The following is a 21,702-nucleotide window of genomic DNA, read 5'->3' as shown; positions in this document are numbered from 1 at the left end:
CCCACCATGCGCTTCCGCCACCCCGACGGTTCGACCGTCCACCTCGCGTACTGCACCAACGTCCACCCCGCCGAGACACTCGACGGCGTACGCGCCCAGCTGCGCGACCACTGCGAGCCCGTCCGCAGACGCCTCGGGCGGGACCGCCTAGGCATCGGACTGTGGCTCGCCAGGGACGCCGCCCGCGCGCTGATCACCGACCCGGCGGCCCTGCGGGGCCTGCGCGCCGAACTGGACCGGCGCGGACTGGAGGTCGTCACCCTCAACGGCTTCCCGTACGAGGGGTTCGGCGCCGAAGAGGTCAAGTACCGCGTGTACCGCCCCGACTGGACCGAGGCGCCCCGGCTCGACCACACCACCGACCTCGCCCACCTCCTCGCCGCCCTCCTCCCCGACGACGTCACCGAAGGCACCGTCTCCACCCTCCCCCTCGCCTGGCGCACGCCCTTCGACGCGGCCGGCGCCGAGGCCGCCCGTGCGGCGCTCACCACGCTCGCCGAGCGCCTGGACGTACTGGAGGAGCTCACCGGCAAGTCCGTCCGCATCGGCCTCGAACCCGAGCCCGGCTGCACCGTCGAGACCACCGCCGACGCCATCGCCCCCCTCACCGCCCTCGCCGCCCCGCGCATCGGCGTCTGCGTCGACACCTGCCACCTCGCCACCTCCTTCGAGGACCCGGCGACCGCTCTGGCCGCGCTCACCGCCGCCGGGATCACCATCCCCAAGGCGCAGCTCTCCGCCGCCCTGCACGCCGAACACCCCCACCTCCCCGACGTACGCGAAGCCCTCGCCGCCTTCGCCGAGCCCCGCTTCCTCCACCAGACCCGCACCCGCACCGCGGCCGGACTGCGCGGCACCGACGACCTGGGCGAGGCCCTCGCCGGACAGGCGCTCCCCGACGGCGCCCCCTGGCGCGCCCACTTCCACGTCCCCCTGCACGCACCGCCCGCCCCCCCGCTCACCTCCACCCTGCCGGTGCTCCAGGACGCCCTCGCCCATCTGGTCGGCGGCCCCGCCCCGCTCACCCGGCACCTGGAGGTCGAGACGTACACCTGGCAGGCCCTGCCGGCCGAGCTGCGCCCCCGCAACCGCAACCAGCTCGCCGACGGCATCGCCGCCGAACTCACCCTCGCCCGCGACCTCTTGGTCGACCTCGGCCTCAAGGAGCTGCCGTGACGACGACAGGCACCACCGGCGCCGGCCCCGCCCCCCTCCTCGTCCTGGACGTCGTAGGACTCACCCCCCGGCTCCTCGCCCACATGCCGCACCTCGCACGGCTCGCCCGGTCCGGCTCGCAGGCTCCCCTCGGCACCGTCCTGCCCGCCGTCACCTGCGCGGCGCAGTCGACGTTCCTCACCGGCACCACCCCCGCCGAGCACGGCATCGTAGGCAACGGCTGGTACTTCCGCGAGCTCGGCGAAGTGCTCCTGTGGCGCCAGCACAACGGGCTCGTCGCCGGCGACAAGATCTGGGACGCAGCCCGCCGCGCCCATCCCGGCTACACCGTCGCCAACATCTGCTGGTGGTACGCGATGGGCGCGGACACCGACTACACCGTCACACCGCGCCCCGTCTACTACGCCGACGGGCGCAAGGAACCCGACTGCTACACCCGGCCCCCGTCCCTCCACGACGAACTCACCGAGAAGTTGGGCACGTTCCCCCTCTTCCACTTCTGGGGTCCCGGCGCCGACCTCGTGTCCTCGCAGTGGATCATCGACGCCACCCGCCACGTCCTGCGCACCCGCGGCCCCGACCTGGCGCTGTGCTACCTCCCCCACCTCGACTACGACCTCCAGCGCTACGGTCCCGACGACCCCCGCTCCCACCGCGCCGCCGCCGACCTCGACGCGGCCGTCGCGCCGCTGCTCGACGACGCGAGGGCCCAGGGCCGTACGGTCGTCGCGCTCTCCGAGTACGGCATCACCCGCGTGTCGCGGCCCGTCGACATCAACCGGGCCCTGCGGCGCGCGGGGCTCGTCGAGGTCCACACCCAGGACGGCATGGAGTACCTCGACCCCACGACCTCACGGGCGTTCGCCGTCGCGGACCACCAGCTGGCGCACGTGTACGTACGCCGCCCCGAGGATCTCGGAGCTGCCCGCGCCGCACTCGCGGACCTCGAAGGCGTCGCCGAACTCCTGGACGACGAGGGCAAGAAGAGCCACGGCCTCGACCACCCCCGCTCCGGCGAGCTGGTCGCGGTGGCCGAACCCGACGCCTGGTTCACGTACTACTACTGGCTCGACGACGCGAAGGCCCCGGATTTCGCGCAGCTCGTCGAGATCCACCGCAAGCCCGGCTACGACCCCGTCGAGCTCTTCATGGACCCCCTCGATCCGTACGTACGGGTCAAGGCGGCCAAGGCCCTCGCCCGTAAGAAACTCGGCATGCGCTACCGCATGGCGGTCGTGCCCCTCGACCCCTCCCCGGTCCGCGGCAGCCACGGCCGCCTCCCCGACCGCGACGAAGACGGTCCGCTCATCCTGTGCTCCACCCCCCGCGCCGTCGGTGACCGCGTCGCGGCCACCGAGGTGAAAGCCCTGCTCCTCCAGCTTGCCGGACTGCACTGACAAGAGCCCCCTGACGAAGGAGTTCCACCCGTGCGACCCATGAGCCGCAAAACCACCACCGACCCCGAGCTCACCCACAAGCTGTCCAGACGAGGCATGCTCGGCGTAGCCGCCGGCGCCACCGCCGCGGCCCTCCTGGGCGCCACGGCGCCCACGGCGGCGGCCCGGACCACCGGCCGAGGCCGCCCCGTCCTGCCCCCCGGCCGCCTCGGCATCCAGCTCTACTCCCTGCGCGACAAGGTCTCCACCCTCGGCTTCGCGAAGGTCTTCGCCGAGCTGGAGCGCTTCGGCTACGACGAGGTCGAGTACGCCGGTTACACCCAGGGCTCCGCCGGCGCCATCACCCTGGCCCAGCTCCGCAAGCTCACCCGCGACCACGGTCTGCGCGGCATCGGCAGCCACGTCAATTACTACGACGACGGCAACCCGGGGGCGTACAGCTTCGCCCAGAACCTCACCAAGGTCCTCGACGACGCCCAGGCCCTCGGCCTGAGGCACATCGGCACGGCCTCAGGCCCCTGGCGCTACGGCGCGACCGTCGACGGCTGGAAGCGGGCCGCCGAGGACTTCAACACGTACGGGGCGGCGGCCAGGGCGCGCGGCATGAAGTTCTACCAGCACAACCACGCCGAGGAGTTCTCCTTCGCGACCGACCGGCCCGACGTCCGCCTCTACGACGTACTCCTCGCCGAGACCGACCCGGACCTGGTCTACCTGGAGATGGACATCTACTGGGCGTACGCGGCCCAGTTCCGCTTCGGCAGGCGCGCCGACGGCACGCCGGCCCCCTTCGACCCTCTCGACTACGTGCTGAAGCAGCCCGACCGCTACCCGCTCTTCCATGTGAAGGACGGCGAACACGACGCATCCGCCCGCGACGGCTACCGGATGGTGGACGTCGGGGACGGAGACATCGACTACAAGCGGTTCATCTCGGCCGTGTCGAAGACCCGCGGCGGGCGCCGTGACCACCACTGGCAGGCGGAACACGACAACCCCGTCGAGTCGTTCGCCTTCGCCCGCAAGTCCAGCGCCCACCTGCACTCACTGCGGGAGAAGGACTGCTGAGGGCAGTCGCAGTCGGACCGCGTGGCGGCTGACCGGCCGCGGGTTCGGCCCGACGCGCCGGGCCCGCGGCCGCCCCCGCGCGCCCTGACGGGCGGGGGCGCCGGCCCCGGCCCACGTGACGTGGCACACCGTCGTGCCGCCGAGTGCCGCCACGCGGTACGCGTCACTGAGGGCCGTCCCGGGCCACCCCCTGCGGGGCGGCCCACAGCCACCTCCGGGGGCCCGGCCGCGAAGACCGCCCGCGCGCTCCGCGAACGCGACCTGTGAACAGGTGGCGACGTGCTGTGACGACCGTGCACCCGAGTCGGCCCGCTCGGTCCGTCCCGGGCCCGCCACACCCCCTGACCACGTAATACGCAGGTGAAACCCACACCGAACCCCTGGTATTGTTTTCCATGTCGCCGCGGGAAACCGGGGCCGACCACCTGGTCCGGGTGGCGGAATGGCAGACGCGCTAGCTTGAGGTGCTAGTGCCCTTTATCGGGCGTGGGGGTTCAAGTCCCCCCTCGGACACAAGCAACACCAGCACGCGGAGACCCCAGTCGACCTGGGGTCTTCTTGCGTTCCACCCTCCTCGCCACCTCACCGATGAGTTTCCCGTCGCCGGGCGGTCTTCAGGGGTACACACCCATGCACGCGCCGGAGGTACCGATGGCCGCCAAGGGATTCACCACCTGTCTGTGGTTCGACGACCGGGCCGAGGAGGCCGCGAACCACTACGTCTCGATCTTCAAGGATTCCCGCCTCGGCAGGATCACCCGCTACAACGAGGCCGGCCCGGGGGAGGCCGGAACGGTCATGACCGTCGACTTCGAGGCCAACGGGCAGCGGTTCGTGGCGCTGAACGGCGGTCCGCGGTTCTCGTTCAGCGAAGCCGTCTCGTTCCAGATCTTCTGTGACGGCCAGGAGGAGCTGGACTACTACTGGGACAGGCTCGTCGACGGCGGCTCCGGGACGGCCTGCGGCTGGCTCAGGGACAAGTTCGGGGTGTCCTGGCAGGTCGTCCCCGCCGGGCTCGTCGAGATGATCAGTGACGTCGACCCGGAGAAGGCCAAGCGGACCACCGAGGCGATGCTGTCGATGGTCAAGTTCGACATCGCCTCACTGCGGAGGGCCCACGCGGGGGAGTAGTCCCGGCCGCCGGTGGTGTCATCGCGGTGCGGTGAGGCCCCGCATCCACGTTTCCACCTCGGCCGAGGTGCGGGGCAGGCCCGCCGACAGGTTCTCGTTGCCGTCGGCGGTCACGAGGATGTCGTCCTCGATGCGTACACCGATGCCCCGGTACTCCGCCGGCACCGTCAGGTCGTCCGGCTGGAAGTACAGGCCTGGCTCGACGGTCAGCACCATGCCCGGCAGAAGGGTTCCTTCGACGTACGACTCCCTGCGCGCGGTCGCGCAGTCGTGGACGTCGAGTCCCAGCATGTGGCCCGTGCCGGCCATGGTGAAGCGGCGCTGGAGCCCGAGCTGCTGGACGCGCTCGGCGGGGCCCTCCAGCAGGCCCCACTCGACCAGCTTCTCCGCCAGGCGCCGCTGCGCCGCGTCGTGGAAGTCCCGGTAGCGCGCGCCGGGGCGCACGGCGTCGATGCCGGCCTGCTGGGCCTCGTGCACCGCGTCGTAGATCCGGCGCTGGAGCGGGGTGAAGGCGCCGTTGATCGGCAGGGTGCGGGTGACGTCTGCGGTGTAGAGGGTGCGGGTCTCCACGCCCGCGTCGAGGAGAAGCAGCTCGCCGGGGCGCACCTCGCCGTCGTTGCGAACCCAGTGCATGATCGTGGCGTGCTCGCCGGCCGCGCAGATGGAGCCGTAACCGACGTCGTTGCCCTCCAGGCGGGCGCGGCGGTAGAAGGTTCCCTCGATCCACCGTTCGGACGTGGCCACGGCGGTGGCCAGCTCCCGCACCACGTCGGTGAAGCCGCGCACCGTTGCGTCGCACGCCTTGCGCAGCTCCCCGATCTCCCACTCGTCCTTGACGAGGCGCAGCTCGGACAGAGCGGTCATCAGCTCGGTGTCGAGCTCCTCGTCCGTGTCCAGCGCCGCCTCCAGGCGCGCGTCGTGGCCGCGCACCACGCGGGTGGTGACGGCCCGGTCGGCGGCGGCCGCGGCGCGCAGTTCGCCGGCGGCCTCGCGCACGTCCCGGCAGGGCAGTCCCAGGAGGACCTCTGCCTCGGCCAGGCTGTTCCTGCGGCCGACCCACAGTTCGCCCTTGGCCGCGTCCCGCCAGAACTCGCCGCTCTTCCGGTCGGAACGGGGGAGGAGGTACGCGGTCGCCGCGTGGCCGCCCTCCGCGAGCGGTTCGAGGACCAGCACCCCGTCCTCGCTCTGGTCGCCGGTGAGGTGGACGTACTCGCTGGAGGGCCGGAAAGGGTAGTGGCTGTCGTTGGCCCGCACCTTGAGGTTTCCGGCGGGGATCACCAACCGCTCGCCGGGGAAGCGGGCGGACAGCGCGGCGCGGCGCTTGGCCGCGTACGGGCTCTGCTCCGCCGGTTCGAGGTCGCGCCGCTCGGTGTCCGCCCAGCCGCGCCTCATGAGCGCGGCCAGTTCGTCGGACACGGTCGGACTGAGGCTGTTCTTGCGGTCCTTGAACATGCGGGGCCTCTTTCCCTGTCGCTCGCTCCTGGTGAGGGGTTCAGCGTAGAGACCCTTGGCGCGAAAGGGAACATGTGACATTGTACTGACGTGAGCAACCGACTGACCTGCGATGTCGTGGTAGTTGGGGCCGGAATGGTGGGTGCTGCCTGCGCCTTCTATGCCGCCCGGGCGGGCTTGCGCACCGTGCTCGTCGACCGGGGGCCGGTGGCCGGCGGCACCACGGGGGCGGGCGAGGGCAATCTGCTGGTGTCCGACAAGGAGCCGGGGCCCGAGCTCGAACTCGCCCTGTTCTCGCTGATGTTGTGGCGCCGGCTCGTCGACGAGGCGCCGCACGTGGGCCGAGCCGTGGAGTACGAGGCCAAAGGCGGGCTCGTGGTCGCCTCCGGGGGCGACGGGCTCACCGCCCTCGAGGACTTCGCCGTACGCCAGCGTGCGGCGGGGGTGACCGCTTCGGCGGTGGCACCCGACGAACTGCGTTCCATGGAGCCGCACTTGGCGGGCGGTCTCGCCGGGGCGGTGCACTACCCGCAGGACTGCCAGGTGATGCCGGCCCTGGCCGCCGCGCACCTCGTACGGGAGGCCCGCCGCGCGGGTGCGCTGTTGCGTACGGGCGCGGCCGTGACCGCCGTGCTGCGGGCGGCCCCGCGCGACGGTGGGCGCGTCTTCGGCGTACGCACCGGCCTGGGCGACATCCACGCGCCGGCCGTCGTCAACGCGGCCGGGACGTGGGGCGGTGAGGTCGCCGCACTCGCCGGGGCGCACCTCCCCGTGCTCCCGCGGCGCGGTTTCGTCCTCGTCACCGAACCGCTGCCGCCCCGGACCGTCCGGCACAAGGTGTACTCCGCGGACTACGTCGCCGACGTGGCCAGCGACTCGGCCGGGCTCAAGACGTCGGCGGTGGTCGAGGGGACGGCCGCCGGACCGGTGCTGATCGGCGCGAGCCGGGAGCGGGCCGGGTTCGACCGCACGTTCTCCCTGCCGGTGGCGCGGCGGCTCGCGGCGCAGGCGGTGGCGCTCTTCCCGGTGCTGGAGCGGGTCAGCGCCGTGCGCGCCTACCTCGGGTTCCGGCCGTACCTGCCCGACCACCTGCCGGCGATCGGGCCCGACGCGCGGGTGCCGGGTCTGCACCACGCCTGCGGGCACGAGGGGGCAGGCATCGGACTCGCCACGGGTACGGGGTACCTGGTCGCCCAGGGGCTCACGGGTGAGACGCCGGAGCTGGATCTCGCGGCGTTCCGGGGGGATCGGTTCGGCGATGACGCCTCCAGGGAGGAGTGCCGATGAGGGCACGTCGTGACGGGGGCTCCCGTCGCCCCACGCCGTTGCGGCTCGTACGCGCGCGGCCCGAGCCCGGCTTCGAGGTCACCCTGGACGGGCGGCCGCTGCGGGCCCTGCCCGGTCGGACCGTCGCCGCCGTGCTCTGGGAGGCGGGGATCACCGCGTGGCGCAGCACGCGCGGCGGGAGGCGGCCGCGCGGGGTGTTCTGCGGCATCGGGGTGTGCTTCGACTGCCTCGTGACCGTCAACGGCCGCGCCAATCAGCGGGCCTGTCTGGTGACGGTGTCGCCGGGCGATGTGATCCGGACGCAGGAAGGGGTGGGCGGGAGTGTCGACGCGGATGGCGCGGATGGCGCGGATGGCGCGGATGGCGCGGGTACGGGTGGATGAGGGTGGCGCGGACGCCGGGCGCGCTTCGCTCGTCGTCGTCGGCGCCGGGCCCGCCGGGGTGGCCGCCGCGGTCCGTGCCGCCGGTCTCGGGGTGCGGGTCGCCCTGGTGGACGCCGGCGTGCGGGCCGGCGGGCAGTTCTACCGGCAGCCCGCCGCGCGGCTGGGTGCGCGGCGGCCCTCCGCGCTGCATCACGCGTGGCGTACGTGGGAGCGGCTGACGGCCCGGCTGGACGCGCATGTCGCCGACGGGCGGATCGTCCATCTGGCGGACCGGCATGTGTGGTGCGTCGAGCGGGTGGACGCGGGCGGGTTCGAGGTGCACGCCCTGGTCGGTCCGGCACAGGAGCGTTCCGAGGCGGTCCGGGGCGAGGCCGTGCTCCTCGCGACCGGTGCCTACGAGAAGGTGCTGCCGTTCCCCGGCTGGACGCTGCCGGGGGTGGTCACGGCGGGTGGTGCACAGGCCATGCTCAAGGGGGGGCTCGTGCTGCCCGGCCGCAGAGTCGTCGTCGCCGGGACCGGTCCGCTGCTGATGCCGGTGGCCGCCGGGCTGGCGGCGGCGGGGGCGCGGGTGCGCGCGCTGATCGAGTCCGCCGACCCCCGGTGCGTCGTGCGGGGCGCGGCGCGGCTGGCCGGGCATCCGGCGAAGGTGGCCGAGGGGGCGCGGTACGGCGCCGCGCTGTTGTGGCGCGGCGTCCCGGTCAGGACCCGTCATGTCGTGGTCGCCGCGCACGGCGTGGACCGGCTGGAGAGTGTGACCGTGGCGGCGCTGGACGACGGGGGGCGGATACGGGCGGGCAGCGGGCGGCGGATCGCGTGCGACGCCCTCGCGGTCGGGCACGGCCTGCTGCCGCACACCGACCTCGCCGGCGGGCTCGGCTGCCGCCTCGTGGAGACGGACGACGGGGAGTGGGGGGTCGCCGTGGACGACGAGCAGCGTACGGACGTGCCGGGTGTCTGGGCGGCGGGGGAGGCGAGCGGGGTGGGGGGTGCGGCGCTCGCCCTCGCGGAGGGCGGGATCGCCGGGCGCTCGGTGGCCGCGCGGCTCCGGGGGCGGGAGCCGGACCGGCGGCGGTGGGCGGCGGAGGTCCGGGAGCGGGCGAGGCTGCGGGAGTTCGCGGCGGTGATCGGCGCGGTGTACGCGCCGCCGGCGGGGTGGGCGGAGCGGGTCACGGACGACACGGTCGTGTGCCGGTGCGAGGAGGTTCCGGCCTCGGCGGTGCGGGCGGCGGTGGAGCTGGGCGCCACAGATGCGCGCAGCGTCAAGCTGCTGACCCGGGCGGGGATGGGGTGGTGCCAGGGGAGGGTGTGCGCGCCGGGGGTCGCGGGTGTGGCCGGGTGTGCGTCGGGGGCGTCGGCGCGGGTGTTCGCGCGGCCGGTGCCGTTGGGGGTGCTGGCGGGGGAGGGGGGTGGGGGGTGTGCGTCGTGAGCCGGGTCGGCGGGTTGGCGGTTCGGCGGTTTGGCGGGGGTTGCTGAGGGCTTCGGAATCGGTGCCGTTCCGTGGCGTCTCCTCAGGTGTCGAACGTTCGGGTCCGGCGGGTTGTGTGGGGTGGTTGTGTTCGACGCCCTGCGGAGAGCGCCCGGGTACGTCCCCTCCTGGCACGGTGGGGTCTTGGGCCGCGCCCGACTGGGCGGAGCTTCCGCGTGGGCCGGGGCCGGCCCCACCGCGGCTTCCGTAGTGGTCGGCATGACCGGAGCGCGACCGGTTTTCGCGCAGTCCGCGCTATGAAATGAGGCTTCATGAACACGCATCCCTGGCACGGTGTCCTGGTGGCCACCGCGTTGCCGCTGCGGCAGGACCTCAGCATTGATTACGACGCCTTCGCCGCCCACTGTGCCTGGCTCGTCGAGAACGGCTGTGACGGCGTCGTCCCGAACGGTTCGCTGGGCGAGTACCACGTGCTCACGGCGGAGGAGCGCGCCAGGGTCGTCGAGACCGCCGTCGCCGCTGTGGGCGGGGAGCGCGTGATGCCGGGTGTCGCGGCGTACGGAGCCGTCGAGGCGCGCCGCTGGGCCGAGCAGGCCCGGGACGCCGGCTGCGGGTCCGTCATGCTGCTGCCGCCGAACTCCTACCGCGCCGACGACCGCTCCGTACGGGCGCACTACGCGGAGGTCGCCGAGGCCGGGATTCCGGTCGTCGCGTACAACAATCCGCACGACACGAAGGTCGACCTGCGGCCCGACCTGCTGGCGTCCTTGCACGCCGACGGTTCCATCCGGGCGGTCAAGGAGTTCTCCGGTGATGTCCGCCGGATCTACGAGATCGGTGAACTCGCGCCCGAACTCGACGTGCTGGCCGGAGCCGACGACGTGGTCCTGGAGCTGGTGATCGGTGGGGCCAAGGGGTGGGTGTCCGGATATCCGAACGCCCTGCCCAGGGCCACGGTGGAGCTCTACCGGTCGGCCGTCGCGGGTGAGCTGGACACCGCCGTGCCGCTCTACCGGCAGCTGCATCCGCTGCTGCGATGGGATTCCAAGGTCGAGTTCGTGCAGGCGATCAAGTTGTCGATGGACGTCGTCGGCCGTCACGGCGGGCCCTGCCGGCCGCCGCGAGTTCCGCTCCTGCCCGACCAGGAGGCGGCCGTCCGCGCCGCCACCGAGAAGGCCGTCGCCGCGGGGCTGTGCTGACGTGCGGAGCAAAGTCGTCCTGCACGCGGTCGATTCGCACACGGAGGGCATGCCCACGCGCGTGGTCACCGGCGGCGTCGGCGTCCTTCCGGGCGCGACCATGTCCGAGCGGCGCGCGTACTTCGTCGAGCACCGTGACGACCTGCGCACGCTGCTGATGTACGAGCCGCGCGGTCACGCGGCGATGAGCGGGGCGATCCTCCAGCCGCCCACCCGGCCGGACGCGGACTTCGGGGTGCTGTTCATCGAGGTCTCCGGCTGCCTGCCGATGTGCGGACACGGCTCCATCGGGGTGGCGACCGTGCTCGTCGAGACCGGCATGGTCCCCGTCACCGAGCCGGTCACCGTGATCCGGCTCGACACCCCGGCAGGGCTGGTCACCGCGGAAGTGGCGGTCGAGGAAGGCGCCGCCGTCGGCGTCACCCTGCGCAATGTGCCCTCGTTCTGTGCCGGTCTCGACCGCGAGGCGACGCTGGCCGACGGACGCACGGTCGCCTACGACCTCGCCTACGGGGGGAACTTCTACGCGATCCTCCCGCTGGAGCGGTTCGGCCTGCCCTTCGACCGGGGGCGCAAGGACGACATCCTCGCCGCCGGTCTCGCGCTCATGGACGCGATCAACGCGGACCCCCCGGTGCACCCGGAGGACCCCGCCATCAGGGGGTGCCACCACGTCCAACTGCTCGCTCCGGGCTCCACCGCCGAGCGCTCCCGGCACGCGATGGCCATCCGCCCCGGCTGGTTCGACCGTTCGCCCTGCGGTACGGGCACCAGCGCGCGCATGGCGCAGCTGCACGCACGCGGTGAACTGCCGCTGTTCCAGGACTTCGTCAACGAGTCCTTCATCGGTACGTCCTTCACCGGGCGTCTCGTCGGCGCCACCGAGGTGGGCGGCGCCCCCGCCGTCGTTCCGACGGTCACCGGCCGCGCCTGGATCACCGCGACCGCCCAGTACCTCCTCGATCCGGCCGACCCGTTCCCCGCCGGTTTCCTGTTGTAGTCCCCGCCGGGCGGTACGTGACACAGCACTAAGATCGGTCGACGCGTACCCGACCGAGGAGGACCCATGGCCGCTGAGCGGAACCAGGCGCCGGATCTGCCGTCGCTCGGCGGTCGGCGCGACAGCTACCGCGAGCGGGTCGCCGACGCACTGCGCGCCGCCCTGATAGCCGGGGAGCTGCGCCCGGGCGACGTGCACTCCGCGCCGAGCCTCGCGGCGCGCTTCGGAGTCTCGGCCACGCCCGTGCGGGAGGCGATGCTGGACCTCGTGCGGGAAGGTCTGGTGGACACGGTCCCGAACAAGGGGTTCCGGGTGACCGCCGTGTCCGAGCGGCAGCTGGACGAGTACAACCACATCCGCTCGCTCATCGAGATCCCGACCGTCACCGGCCTCGCCACGACCGCGGACCCCGCCGCCCTGGAGGCCCTGCGGCCGGTCGCCCGGTCGATCGTCTCCTCCGCCGCCGAGGGGGACCTCATCGCCTACGTCGAGGCGGACCGGCAGTTCCACCTCGGACTGCTGGGCCTGGCCGGCAACGCGCACCTGGTCGAGGTGGTCGGCGACCTGCGCAAGCGTTCGCGGCTGTACGGGCTCACCGCCCTGGTCGAGCGGGGGCTGCTGGAAGCCTCCGCGCAGGAGCACCTCGAACTGCTCGACGCCCTGCTGGCCCGCGACGCCGACCGGGCGCAGGCGATCATGACCCGCCATCTGGGACACGTCCGGGACAAGTGGGCGGGCTGATCACCCTCGTGTGGGCGCGCGTACGTCACGTTCCGCCCTCGTCGGGGCGGCACGCGCCGCAGAGACGGGCAGCGTGGTAGAGGTGCCGGTCAAGGTCGTGACGAAGAAGAACGTCGCCGACTTCTCGTGACCGTCGACAGTGAGGACAGGACACGCATGTACGACTACGACCTGCTGGTCGTGGGGTCCGCCAACGCCGACCTGGTGATCGGCGTCGAGCGCCGTCCCGCCGCCGGCGAGACCGTGCTCGGCTCCGACCTGGCGGTGCACCCCGGCGGCAAGGGGGCCAACCAGGCCGTCGCCGCCGCCCGGCTCGGCGCGCGGACGGCGCTGCTGGCCCGCGTCGGCGACGACGCCCACGGGCGGCTGCTGCTCGACTCGCAGCGCGCGGCGGGTGTGGACACCACAGGGGTACGGACGGGCGGGGCGCCCACCGGCGTCGCGCTGATCACCGTGGACCCCTCGGGCGACAACAGCATCGTCGTCTCGCCCGGCGCCAACGCCCGGCTGACCCCGGGCGACGTCCGCGATGCCGCGTCCCTGTTCGCCGCCGCCCGCGTGGTGTCGGCGCAACTGGAGGTCCCCCTGGAGACGGTGGCCGAGGCGGTACGCGCCCGGGCCGCCGGAAGCCGGTTCGTACTCAACCCCTCGCCGCCCCGGCCGCTGCCCGCCGAGGTGCTCGCCGCGTGCGACCCGCTGGTGCTCAACGAGCACGAGGCGCGGTTCGTGCTGGGCGACGACCCGGACGCCGACGACGAGGAGGACCCCGAGAAGCGCGCGAGGGCGCTGCTCGCGCTCGGCGCGCGGTCGGTGGTCGTCACGCTGGGCGCGCACGGCGCACTGGTCGCCGAGGACGGGACGGCCGTACGGGTCCCGAGCCCCCGGGTCGACGCCGTCGACACCACGGGCGCGGGCGACGCCTTCACGGCGGCCCTGGCCTGGCGGCTCAGCCTCGGCGAGGACCTGGCGGACGCCGCCGCCTTCGCGGTACGGGTGGGAGCCGCCGCCGTCACCAAGGAGGGGGCGCAGGCGTCCTTCCCGACCGCCGCGGAGGTCGCGGCGCTGTGAAGAGGGCCGGAAGGCGCGTGCCGCGCTGCGGCGCCTTCTTCCGACCGGCTGAGGACTGCGGGCGGCGCATGGAACCGGGCGGGCTCGCGGGAGCCCGCCCAGCCCCACGCCGCTGTGCCTAGTGGCGGTGGAGCTGCCCGCGCACGGCCCCGTCGGGGTACGGGCGGTTGTGGACGTTCGCGTAGAACTTCCCGGGCTTGCAGGCGATCTGCTTGAGCTCGTGGTACGTCAGCACGGTCGCGGCGTTGGCTTCCGTCTCGTGCCGCTGCGCGGTGATGCAGCCCTTCGACGACCCGTGCTTGGGGGTCTTGAGGGTGACGGCCACAGGCCCCGCCGTGCCCCGCTTGCCCCGGTGGATGTGTGCGGCGGTGGGCTTGGCGATCTTGCGCACGTGCAGGGCGTAGCACAGGGTGCCGTGCTCGATCTTGTACCAGAACTCGCCGCTGCCGTCGGGGTCGCCGGGACCGGGCACTTCCTCGCGGCCGGTCAGGTCGGCCCGGCCGTGGGTGGTCCGGTCACCGCCCTGGTCGGCGGGGCCGGGACCGGCGGCGGCGGCCGGAGTGGCCAGGGCGGCGAGGGCGGCCGCGCAGGAGACGGCCGAGACCAGCAGGGTGGTCGGAACACGCATGGGATGTCTCATCTCTGTGTCGGGGCGACCGAGCAGCGCGGAGCCCGTTGGCCCGCGCCGAGGTCGGATCGCTGGCACCCACACAAGGTCACCCCTGACCGTCCCTCAACTCTTCAGCGGCCGGACGGGGGTACGGGGTGCCGGGCGCCGGGAGGGACCGTTCACCCGTACGGCCGACACCCGTGGCGGGCGGCACCGCGCGGACGCAGGGTGGGGAGCATGCGTGCCCTCCACATGGCGCTGCGGCGCGTGTCCGGGGTGACCGTCACCGGGCTCCTGCTGCTGAGCGCCGCGGCCGCCGACCCGGTGCCGCCGCCCGGGCGGGCCCATCCGCCCCCGCCCGCCGCGCAGCCGCCCGTACGCTCGGCGCCCTCGGCGCACCGGGCTCCGCCGCCGCGCGTCGTGCCCCGGCAGAAGTGGCTGCGGGGCGTCGAGCACCGTCAGGTACGGGTGCGTTACGCCCACCCCGTCGAGGCGGCCTTCGTCCACCACACCAACTCGCCGAACGGGTACGACTGCGCCGACGTCCCGCGCATCATCCGCAGGGTGTACGCCGCCCAGGCGGGCGGCCGGCACTGGGACGACATCGGGTACAACTTCCTCGTCGACCGCTGCGGCACCATCTACGAGGGCCGCGCGGGAGGCGCCGCACGGCCTGTCGTCGGGGCGCACGCCCAGGGCTTCAACCACCACACCGTGGGCATCGCCGCCATCGGCGTCTTCACCGAGGGGGCGGACGTCCCCAGGCCCATGACCGACGCCATCGCGGCGCTCGTGGCGTGGAAGCTCGGCATGGCGGACGTCGACCCCCGCGCGACGGTGCGGCTGGTGTCCTCGAACAGCCGCAGCAGGTTCCCGAAGGGGACGAGCGTACGGCTGAGCGCCGTATCGGGACACAGTGACGGCTACTCGACGCAGTGCCCGGGGGCGGCTCTCCTGGCCGAGCTGCCCGCGATCAGGAAGGCGGCCGCCCGCCTCCAGGGCCGCCGTTAGCGAGTGCTCGGCGCGTACCGCCCCGGGTTCCCCGGGCGGCGCGGGGGGCGGGCGGTCTTCGGCCACCGGCCGAAGGAGACGGTGTCCGCACCTCCCAAATTCTGCTTATGGTTCACGGGTGTTCGACTCGCGGCACATCAGGACGTTCCACGAAGTGGTCAAGGCCGGCTCGTACTCCGCCGCCGCCCGCGCCCTCGGATACACCCAGCCCGCCATCACCCAGCAGATGAAGGCGCTCGAACGCGACGTCGGCACCCCCCTGTTCACCCGGGCCGGACGCGGCCTGCGGCTCACCGAGGCGGGTGAGACGCTGTCGCGGCACGCGGCCGTCATCCTCGACGACATGTCCGCCGCGCGGCGGCAGATGGACTCCCTCACCCGGCTCCGCGCGGGACGGGTGCGCCTCTGCGCCTTCCCCAGCGCCAACGCGACCCTCGTTCCCGAGGCCGTGGCCCTGCTGGCCGCCGTCCACCCGGGGGTGTCGGTGGAGCTCCTGGAGGACGAGCCGCCCGGGTCGCTGCGGCGCCTCCTGCGCGGCGAGTGCGACATCACGCTCGCCTTCACCTTCCCGGGACTCGGAGAGGACGTGCCCGACGAGGTGATGGAAGTACCGCTGATGGAGGACCAGTCGCTGGTGCTGCTGCCGTCGGGGCATCCGCTCGCGCGACGCCGCGCCGTGCGGCTCGGCGACCTCGCAGGCGAGCGCTGGATCGTGGGCTGCCCGCGCTGCCGCGTCCACTTCCTGCACGCGTGCGCGGACGCGGGATTCGCGCCGGACATCGCCTTCACCACCGACGACAGCCTCGTGGTGCAGAGCCTCGTCGCGGAAGGGCTCGGCGTGGCCATGATGCCGGGCCTGGTGCTCAACTTCCTGCGCCACCCCAAGGTCGCGGGCCGCGCGTCGCAGCCGGCGTCCCGGCGGCGGGTCTCGGCGTACGTCCTGCGCGAGCATCTGCGGATCCCGGCCACGGCGCTGGTGCTGGGGAAGCTCACGACGGTGGCGGCCAACAAGATCGGCTGCTGACGGGCGCGATGCCCGTCCCATAAGCGCTGCTTGGCCGACGCCGTACGAACCCTCCTTGGACGTCCAGGCCGGCGCGGGGCCACCGTGCCGGTATGACCTCTTCGACCGCACCCGCCGAGGGGCGCACGACGACGCGTCTCGCCGTACTGATCTCCGAAGTCCGCCGGGCCGTCGCGCTCGGACTGCCGCCCGACCCGACGGCGTACCTCGTCGGCGAGCGGCTCGCGCCGCACCTCGGCGCCGACGACCTGCTGACCGCCGGGCAGCGCGTGGGCGACCCCGAGCGCTACCGCCAGCACCTGCTGCACGCGGAGCCGGACGGCAGCTTCTCGCTCGTCGCGCTCGTCTGGCTGCCCGGGCAGCGCACCCCCGTGCACGACCACGTGGCGTGGTGCACGACCGGCGTCCACGCGGGCGCCGAACAGGAGCGGCGCTACCGCCTCGTGCCGTCCCGCGACGGCGCCGCCGCCCGGCTGGTGGTCACTGGGGACGTCGTCAACCCCCGGGGGACGGTGAGCGGCTTCGCACCGCCCGGAGACATCCACCAGGTGTGGAACGCGGGCGCGGACGTGGCGATCTCGCTGCACGTGTACGGTGCGGACCTGTCGCGACTCGGTACGAGCGTCCGACGGGTGTACGAGCTGACCCCTGACCCCTGACCTCTGCCCGCGGGCGGGAGCCGTCCGCGGGGATCCGGCCGTCGTGCGGCCGCCTTCCGGCCGATCGGCTTCGAGATTCGAACACCTGCTGCCTATGCTCGGCCGGTGAACGGAACGGTGAAGTACCAGCCCCTGACCGCCGTCCTGGAGGATCCGGCCCCCCTCGTGTGGGCCGAACCGGCCGGGCGGGGCGGCACGGTGCCCGTGCTCTGGAGCGTGGACGCCGAGCGGCAGGGAGACGCCGCGGCGCGGCTCGCCGGCGACGTGCTCGACGACGGGGAGAAGGAGCGCGCGGCGGCCTTCGTGCGCGAGGCGGACCGGCGGTGCTACGTCACGGCCCATGTGGCGCTCAGGTCGATGCTGGGCGCCTGTCTGGGCGTCGCACCCGGCGCGGTACGGCTGCACCGTGAGCCGTGCGTGTCCTGCGGCGGTCCGCACGGCCGGCCCGCGACGGTGGACGGCCCGGTGCACTTCTCGCTGTCGCACAGTGGCAGCGTGGCCCTGATCGCCTGCGCGGCGGTCCCCGTGGGGGTGGACGTCGAGGCCGTGCCGCGACCGGGTGTGGTGAGCGAGGTCGCGAAGGAGCTGCATCCGCGCGAGACGGCCGAGCTGCTGGCCCTGCCCGAGGCGGAGAGGAGCGTCGCCTTCGCCCGCGCGTGGGCGCGCAAGGAGGCATACCTCAAGGGCCTCGGCATCGGTCTGGCCCGCGGGCTCTCGCTCGACTACCTCGGCACCGGCCCCACGGCGGAGCACCATCCGCCGGGGTGGCGGATCGGCGACGTGGCCGCCCCGGACGGGTTCGCGGCCGCCGTCGCCGTGCGGTCGTCCGTACCGGAGGCGTGAGGAACGCCGGAGCCTGCGGACGGCGCCGGTCCGCACCGGCGGGCCGGCGGACGGGGAAGGCCGTATACGGCGCCCGGACGTACGCGGGTTGACCGGACTCCCCGAATCCGCACGTCGTGCCGACCGGTGACGGAGCCGGTGGGTAACGCTCGTTCACTCGTACCGGACCAAAGTGTGCGGAACGATTCCACCCGCAGCGCCGCCGGGCTACGCTCGAGGTCCGACTTGGTTTGGGGAGGGATGATGGTGTCCGGCCCGGAGCACCCGGCCACCGTCCCGCTGCTGGAACGCGAGACGGAACTCACCGCCGCCGCACACGCTGTCGAAGCGCTCTGCGCCGACGAGCCGGCCGGTGGGGTCCTCGTCTGCAGCGGCGAGGCCGGCATCGGCAAGACGGCGCTGTTGTCCGCGATCCGGCGGCTCGCCGCCGGGCGGTGCACCGTGTGGTCGGCGCGCGGCGGAGAGACCGTCACCTCCGTGCCCTTCCACGTCGTGCGCCAGCTCCTGCAACCCGTGATCGCCCTGCCCGGCACGGTCGACGCCAGGGAACTGCTCGGGGACGGTTACGAGATCATCGGCCCCGCGCTCGGCGTGGCCCCGCCGGACGGACGGGCCGACCCGCAGGGCGTCCGCGACGGTCTGGACACGCTGCTGCTGCGCCTGGCGGACACGCACCGGCCGCTGGTGCTGCTCGTCGACGACGCGCACTGGTGCGACCTGGAGACCCTCGGCTGGCTCGCGTCCTTCGTCGGGCGCGACGACCTCCCCGTGCTCGTCGTCATCGCGTACCGCACCGAGGAACCGACCGGCGACACCGCCGAGTTCATCCGGTCGATGGAGGAGGCCGCCGGGCAGTGCGTCTCCCTGCGGGCCCTCACCCCCGACGCGGTGGCGAGGCTCGCGCGCGCCGCCCTCGGCGGACACGCGGACGCCCCGTTCTGCCGCGAGGTGTGGGCTGTCACCGGCGGCAACCTCTACGAGACGGTCGAGCTCATCGCCAAGGTGCGCGACGAACGCCTGGACCCCGTCGAGGGCTCGGCGGGCGCCCTGCGCGCCCTCGGCGCCGCCGCCCGCGGCACCGGCCTGATCGCCCGGCTCGAAGAACTGGGCACCATCACCACGCGGTTCGCCTGGGCGGCCGCCATCCTCGGCACGGAGATCTCGCTCGACCTCGCGGCGTCGCTCGCCGGTCTGAGCGGCGGCCAGGCCGCCGACTGCGCCGAACGCCTGCGCGCGGCCCGCATCCCCGCCGGTACGGACCCGATGGAGTTCGTCCACCCGCTCATCGCCGGCGCGGTCTACCGCGCCATCCCGTCGGCCACCCGCACCGCCATGCACGGCCGGGCCGCCTGGGCGGTCACCCGGGCGGGCCGGGGCGCGGCGGCAGCGGCCCGCCACCTCCTGGAGGTCCACCCGGACGACGACCCGGAGCTCGTCACCCAGTTGCGCGAGGCCGCGTCCGAGCATCTCGCCGTCGGCGCGCCGGACGCCGCGAGGCGCTGCCTGGAGCGCGCTCTCCAGGAGCCTCCGCTGCCCGAGGTGCACGCCCCGGTGCTGTACGAACTGGGCTGCGCCACGCTCCTGACCTCGCCCGCGACCACCGTCCGCCACCTGCGGGACGCGCTCGGCATGCCGGGCCTCGACGCCGGCCAGCGGGTCGACGCGGTCTTCCGGCTGTCCCAGGCGCTGACGCACAACAACCAGACGCGGGAAGCGGCACAGGTCGTGGCCGACGAGGTCGCCCGGACCGCTCCCGGCCCCACCAGAATGCGGCTCCAGGCGGTCCACTTCCTGTGGGAGGGCGTCCAGGCGGCCGAGGACGACGGCCCCGGACGCTCCCGGCGCCTCGCGGAGATGGCCGAGGGCCTGCGGGGCAGCGACAACTCCGAACGGGTCCTGCTCATACTGAGGGCCTTCGACGGCACCGCGCGCGGCGAGAACGCCGAGGAGATCGTCCAGATCTGCGACCGCGCCCTGGTCGACGGCATGCTGGCCCCCGGTCTCGGCTGGACCAACACCGCGTGGGGATTCGAGCCCCCTGCGCTGCTCGGTCTCACCTACGCCTTCGCGGACCGGCTCGACCGGGCCGAGAGCCTCTTCGACGAGGCCCTGCGCGCCTTCGAGATCTCCGGCTGGAGCGGCGGTCATCTCGCCTTCGCCCACGCGCTCGTCGGCTACCTCCACCGCAGGCGCGGAAAGCTGGCCCAGGCGGAGATGTACCTGCGCGAAAGCCTGCGCCTCGCCGAGCGCGTCGGCAACGGCCTGCCGATGCACTGGGACGCCGCCTGCATGCTCATCGACACGCTGCTCGCGCGCGGCAGGATCGACGCGGCGCGGGAGGCGGCGGAGCGCCACGCGTTCGCTCCGCCGTACCCGTCGTCGATCGTCATTCCGGACGCCCAGTGCGTACGGGGGCGGCTGCTGCTCGCGCAGGGCCGTACCAAGGAGGCCGTCGCCGAACTCGAAGCGGCGGGGGAGTCGTTGCGGGCACGCGGCCGGCACAACGGCGTCATGGCTCCGTGGGCGAGCGATCTGGCCCGTGCGGTGGCCGCCGACGACCCCGAACGCGCCGCCTCCCTCGCCGCCTACGTGCGGGACCGCGCCGAGCGCTTCGGCACGGACACCGCCATCGGTGAGTCACTGCGCTGCGCCGCGGCCCTGGAGGAGGGCGACCGGGCGGTGGAGCTGCTGGGCAAGGCGGTCGCGTTCCTCGAAGGGTCCCCGTGCGCGTACGAGCACGCCATGGCGCGGGTCGACTACGGGATCGCGGCGCGGTCCGAGGCCGAGCTGACCCGCGGCCTGTCCCTGGCCGAGAAGTGCAGCGCCGACGGACTGGCGCGGCGCGCCAGGCAGGCGCTGCGCTCGCTCTGAGGAGCGCGGTCGGGCGTGCTGACCGCGGCGCACGAAGACCCACGGGGGCGTCTTCGCTAACGCCTGCGGCAGGCCAGGCTCTTCAGGTCGACGGTGTCGGCCATGGTCCGCATCCCGAGGTCGTTGGGGTGGAGGTGGTCGCCGCTGTTGTACGCCGGCAGCAGCCGCGACGGCGCGGCCGGGTCCAGGACGGCCTTGTCGAAGTCGACGACCGCGTCGAACACGCCGCCGTCGCGGATGAACGCGTTGACCCGCTGCCGTACGGCCTCGCCCGCCGGCGTCCACTCCCGCCAGCCCTCGTACGGCATGACGGTCGCCCCGACGACGCACACGCCCGCAGCGTGCGACCTGTCGACGATCTGCCGGTAGCCGGCGATCAGTTCGGCGGCCGTCGGCGCGGGCACGGCCTTGATGTCGTTGACCCCTTCGAGGAGCACCACCGTGCGGACGCCGTGCTGGGTGAGCACGTCCCGGTCGAGCCGCTTGAGCGCGCTCTCGCCGGAGCCGTTCTTCAGCACCTTGTTGCCCGATATCCCCTCGTTCGCGACGCCCCTGACGCGCGCTGCCGGGTCGGCGTCCAGCCTGCGGGCCAGGAAGTCGGGCCAGCGGCGGTTGGCGTCGCGGGTGGAGATGGCGCCGTCCGTGATCGAGTCGCCCAGGGTGGCCACGGCGCCGGCGCCGCGCCGGGCGCCCACGGTCACCGCGTCGAGGTAGAACCACGAGGTGACGCGCTGGGTGTACGGCGCGCCCGTGGCGTCGGCGGCGTGGTCGCCGGCGGGGGCGACGTACGACGTCTGCAGGGCCATCTTGTGGCCGGTCGCGGCGCCGCCCGCGCTGCGGACGTACAGGCTGACGGCCAGATCGGCCTGCGGCCGTACCGTGCCGGGCAGCGGGTCGCTGTAGACCGACGCGCCGGGCGCGACGGTCACCGAGTGCGACCTGGCGAAGGTCAGCGGCCGGTTGGTGCCCGGCACGAGCGCGGCTCCGGCGCCCCGCAGCCCGGCGTACGCGCGGCCGAAGGTCACCGGCTGGGTGCCGAAGGCGTTGGAGAGCCGGATCCGCAGCCCGCTGCCGCCCGCGCTGGTGCGCACGACGAGCCGGTACGTACGGTCGGGGGCGGCGCCCGCGGTCGACAGCCGGTCCGTACTGGCCGCCCAGGTCACGATCGGCGTTCTGCCGGGCTCGGCGGACCCGGGGGCTGACGAGGGCCCGGCGGTGGAGGGCGGCCCGGAGGCGAGGACCGTCGCGAACGCGACGGCGGCGGCGGCCAGGGCGCGGGGGGCGTGACGGCGTAACGTGGATCTGTTCATGGCGCGGAGATTCCTCCCCTGGACATGGGCATGCCAGAACCGGCAC

General features: G+C 73.8%; 19 protein-coding genes and 1 tRNA gene. 17 read left to right on the top strand and 3 right to left on the bottom strand.

Annotation, left to right across the window (positions count from 1 at the left end):
• The first annotated feature begins 6 nt into the window (after positions 1–6).
• From eboE to AC07FK_RS18805, 5 genes are all read left to right on the top strand, one after another.
• Positions 7–1,176, top strand: coding sequence for a metabolite traffic protein EboE (gene eboE / locus AC07FK_RS18825; protein ID WP_479106013.1), 1,170 nt, complete (start codon positions 7–9; stop codon positions 1,174–1,176).
• Complete coding sequence (locus tag AC07FK_RS18820; protein ID WP_479106012.1) at positions 1,173–2,573, top strand: alkaline phosphatase family protein; 1,401 nt, start codon at positions 1,173–1,175, stop codon at positions 2,571–2,573. The genes eboE and AC07FK_RS18820 overlap by 4 nt, the downstream gene beginning before the upstream one ends.
• A gap of 39 nt (positions 2,574–2,612) precedes the next feature.
• Positions 2,613–3,641, top strand: coding sequence for a sugar phosphate isomerase/epimerase family protein (locus tag AC07FK_RS18815; RefSeq protein WP_479106193.1), 1,029 nt, complete (start codon positions 2,613–2,615; stop codon positions 3,639–3,641).
• A 428-nt stretch (positions 3,642–4,069) separates the two neighbouring features.
• Positions 4,070–4,154: transfer RNA gene (locus AC07FK_RS18810), tRNA-Leu, on the top strand.
• Positions 4,155–4,292: 138 nt separating this feature from the next.
• A complete protein-coding gene (locus tag AC07FK_RS18805) occupies positions 4,293–4,772 on the top strand; it encodes a VOC family protein (protein ID WP_479106011.1) in 480 nt (159 codons plus the stop codon).
• Between the two features lie 18 nt (positions 4,773–4,790).
• Here the strand turns inward: AC07FK_RS18805 and AC07FK_RS18800 are convergent, their stop codons facing one another.
• Complete coding sequence (locus tag AC07FK_RS18800) at positions 4,791–6,224, bottom strand: aminopeptidase P family protein (RefSeq protein WP_479106010.1); 1,434 nt, start codon at positions 6,222–6,224, stop codon at positions 4,791–4,793.
• A 90-nt stretch (positions 6,225–6,314) separates the two neighbouring features.
• On the opposite strand from AC07FK_RS18800, the gene AC07FK_RS18795 reads away from it, so the two are divergent.
• The 7 genes from AC07FK_RS18795 (at position 6,315) to rbsK (ending at position 13,328) form a co-directional block, all read left to right on the top strand.
• Complete coding sequence (locus AC07FK_RS18795) at positions 6,315–7,511, top strand: NAD(P)/FAD-dependent oxidoreductase (RefSeq protein ID WP_479106009.1); 1,197 nt, start codon at positions 6,315–6,317, stop codon at positions 7,509–7,511.
• Positions 7,508–7,894, top strand: a complete 387-nt coding sequence (locus AC07FK_RS18790; protein ID WP_479106008.1) for a (2Fe-2S)-binding protein — start codon at positions 7,508–7,510, stop codon at positions 7,892–7,894. Before AC07FK_RS18795 ends, AC07FK_RS18790 begins: the two co-directional genes overlap by 4 nt.
• Positions 7,863–9,320: an FAD-dependent oxidoreductase gene (locus AC07FK_RS18785; protein ID WP_479106192.1), complete on the top strand. Its 1,458-nt coding sequence runs from the start codon at positions 7,863–7,865 to the stop codon at positions 9,318–9,320. Before AC07FK_RS18790 ends, AC07FK_RS18785 begins: the two co-directional genes overlap by 32 nt.
• Positions 9,321–9,631: 311 nt before the next feature.
• On the top strand, positions 9,632–10,519 hold the full coding sequence (locus AC07FK_RS18780; protein WP_479106007.1) for a dihydrodipicolinate synthase family protein: 888 nt from the start codon (positions 9,632–9,634) through the stop codon (positions 10,517–10,519).
• Between the two features lies 1 nt (position 10,520).
• Positions 10,521–11,519, top strand: a complete 999-nt coding sequence (locus AC07FK_RS18775) for a proline racemase family protein (protein ID WP_479106006.1) — start codon at positions 10,521–10,523, stop codon at positions 11,517–11,519.
• Between the two features lie 66 nt (positions 11,520–11,585).
• On the top strand, positions 11,586–12,260 hold the full coding sequence (locus tag AC07FK_RS18770; protein ID WP_453402579.1) for a GntR family transcriptional regulator: 675 nt from the start codon (positions 11,586–11,588) through the stop codon (positions 12,258–12,260).
• A gap of 156 nt (positions 12,261–12,416) precedes the next feature.
• Positions 12,417–13,328, top strand: a complete 912-nt coding sequence (rbsK, locus tag AC07FK_RS18765) for a ribokinase (protein ID WP_479106191.1) — start codon at positions 12,417–12,419, stop codon at positions 13,326–13,328.
• 118 nt (positions 13,329–13,446) lie between these two features.
• Here the strand turns inward: rbsK and AC07FK_RS18760 are convergent, their stop codons facing one another.
• Complete coding sequence (locus AC07FK_RS18760; RefSeq protein ID WP_479106005.1) at positions 13,447–13,956, bottom strand: CHRD domain-containing protein; 510 nt, start codon at positions 13,954–13,956, stop codon at positions 13,447–13,449.
• Between the two features lie 219 nt (positions 13,957–14,175).
• Between AC07FK_RS18760 and AC07FK_RS18755 the strand changes: the two genes are divergently transcribed.
• The 5 genes from AC07FK_RS18755 to AC07FK_RS18735 all read left to right on the top strand — a co-directional run bounded on the left by AC07FK_RS18755 (position 14,176) and on the right by AC07FK_RS18735 (position 20,346).
• Complete coding sequence (locus AC07FK_RS18755; protein WP_479106004.1) at positions 14,176–14,949, top strand: peptidoglycan recognition protein family protein; 774 nt, start codon at positions 14,176–14,178, stop codon at positions 14,947–14,949.
• 118 nt (positions 14,950–15,067) lie between these two features.
• Positions 15,068–15,973, top strand: a complete 906-nt coding sequence (locus AC07FK_RS18750; protein ID WP_479106003.1) for a LysR family transcriptional regulator — start codon at positions 15,068–15,070, stop codon at positions 15,971–15,973.
• A 92-nt stretch (positions 15,974–16,065) separates the two neighbouring features.
• Entirely contained in the window at positions 16,066–16,632 is a 567-nt protein-coding gene (locus tag AC07FK_RS18745) for a cysteine dioxygenase family protein (RefSeq protein ID WP_479106002.1), read from the top strand.
• Positions 16,633–16,737: 105 nt separating this feature from the next.
• Positions 16,738–17,475: a 4'-phosphopantetheinyl transferase family protein gene (locus tag AC07FK_RS18740; RefSeq protein ID WP_479106001.1), complete on the top strand. Its 738-nt coding sequence runs from the start codon at positions 16,738–16,740 to the stop codon at positions 17,473–17,475.
• 243 nt (positions 17,476–17,718) lie between these two features.
• Positions 17,719–20,346, top strand: coding sequence for an ATP-binding protein (locus tag AC07FK_RS18735; protein WP_479106000.1), 2,628 nt, complete (start codon positions 17,719–17,721; stop codon positions 20,344–20,346).
• Positions 20,347–20,402: 56 nt separating this feature from the next.
• On the opposite strand, the gene AC07FK_RS18730 is transcribed toward AC07FK_RS18735, so the two are convergent.
• Positions 20,403–21,656: an SGNH/GDSL hydrolase family protein gene (locus tag AC07FK_RS18730; RefSeq protein WP_479105999.1), complete on the bottom strand. Its 1,254-nt coding sequence runs from the start codon at positions 21,654–21,656 to the stop codon at positions 20,403–20,405.
• Positions 21,657–21,702: the final 46 nt, after the last annotated feature.

It is taken from the genome of Streptomyces sp. NPDC046122 (assembly GCF_056429965.1).
This window is presented reverse-complemented; position numbering and strand designations above follow the sequence as displayed.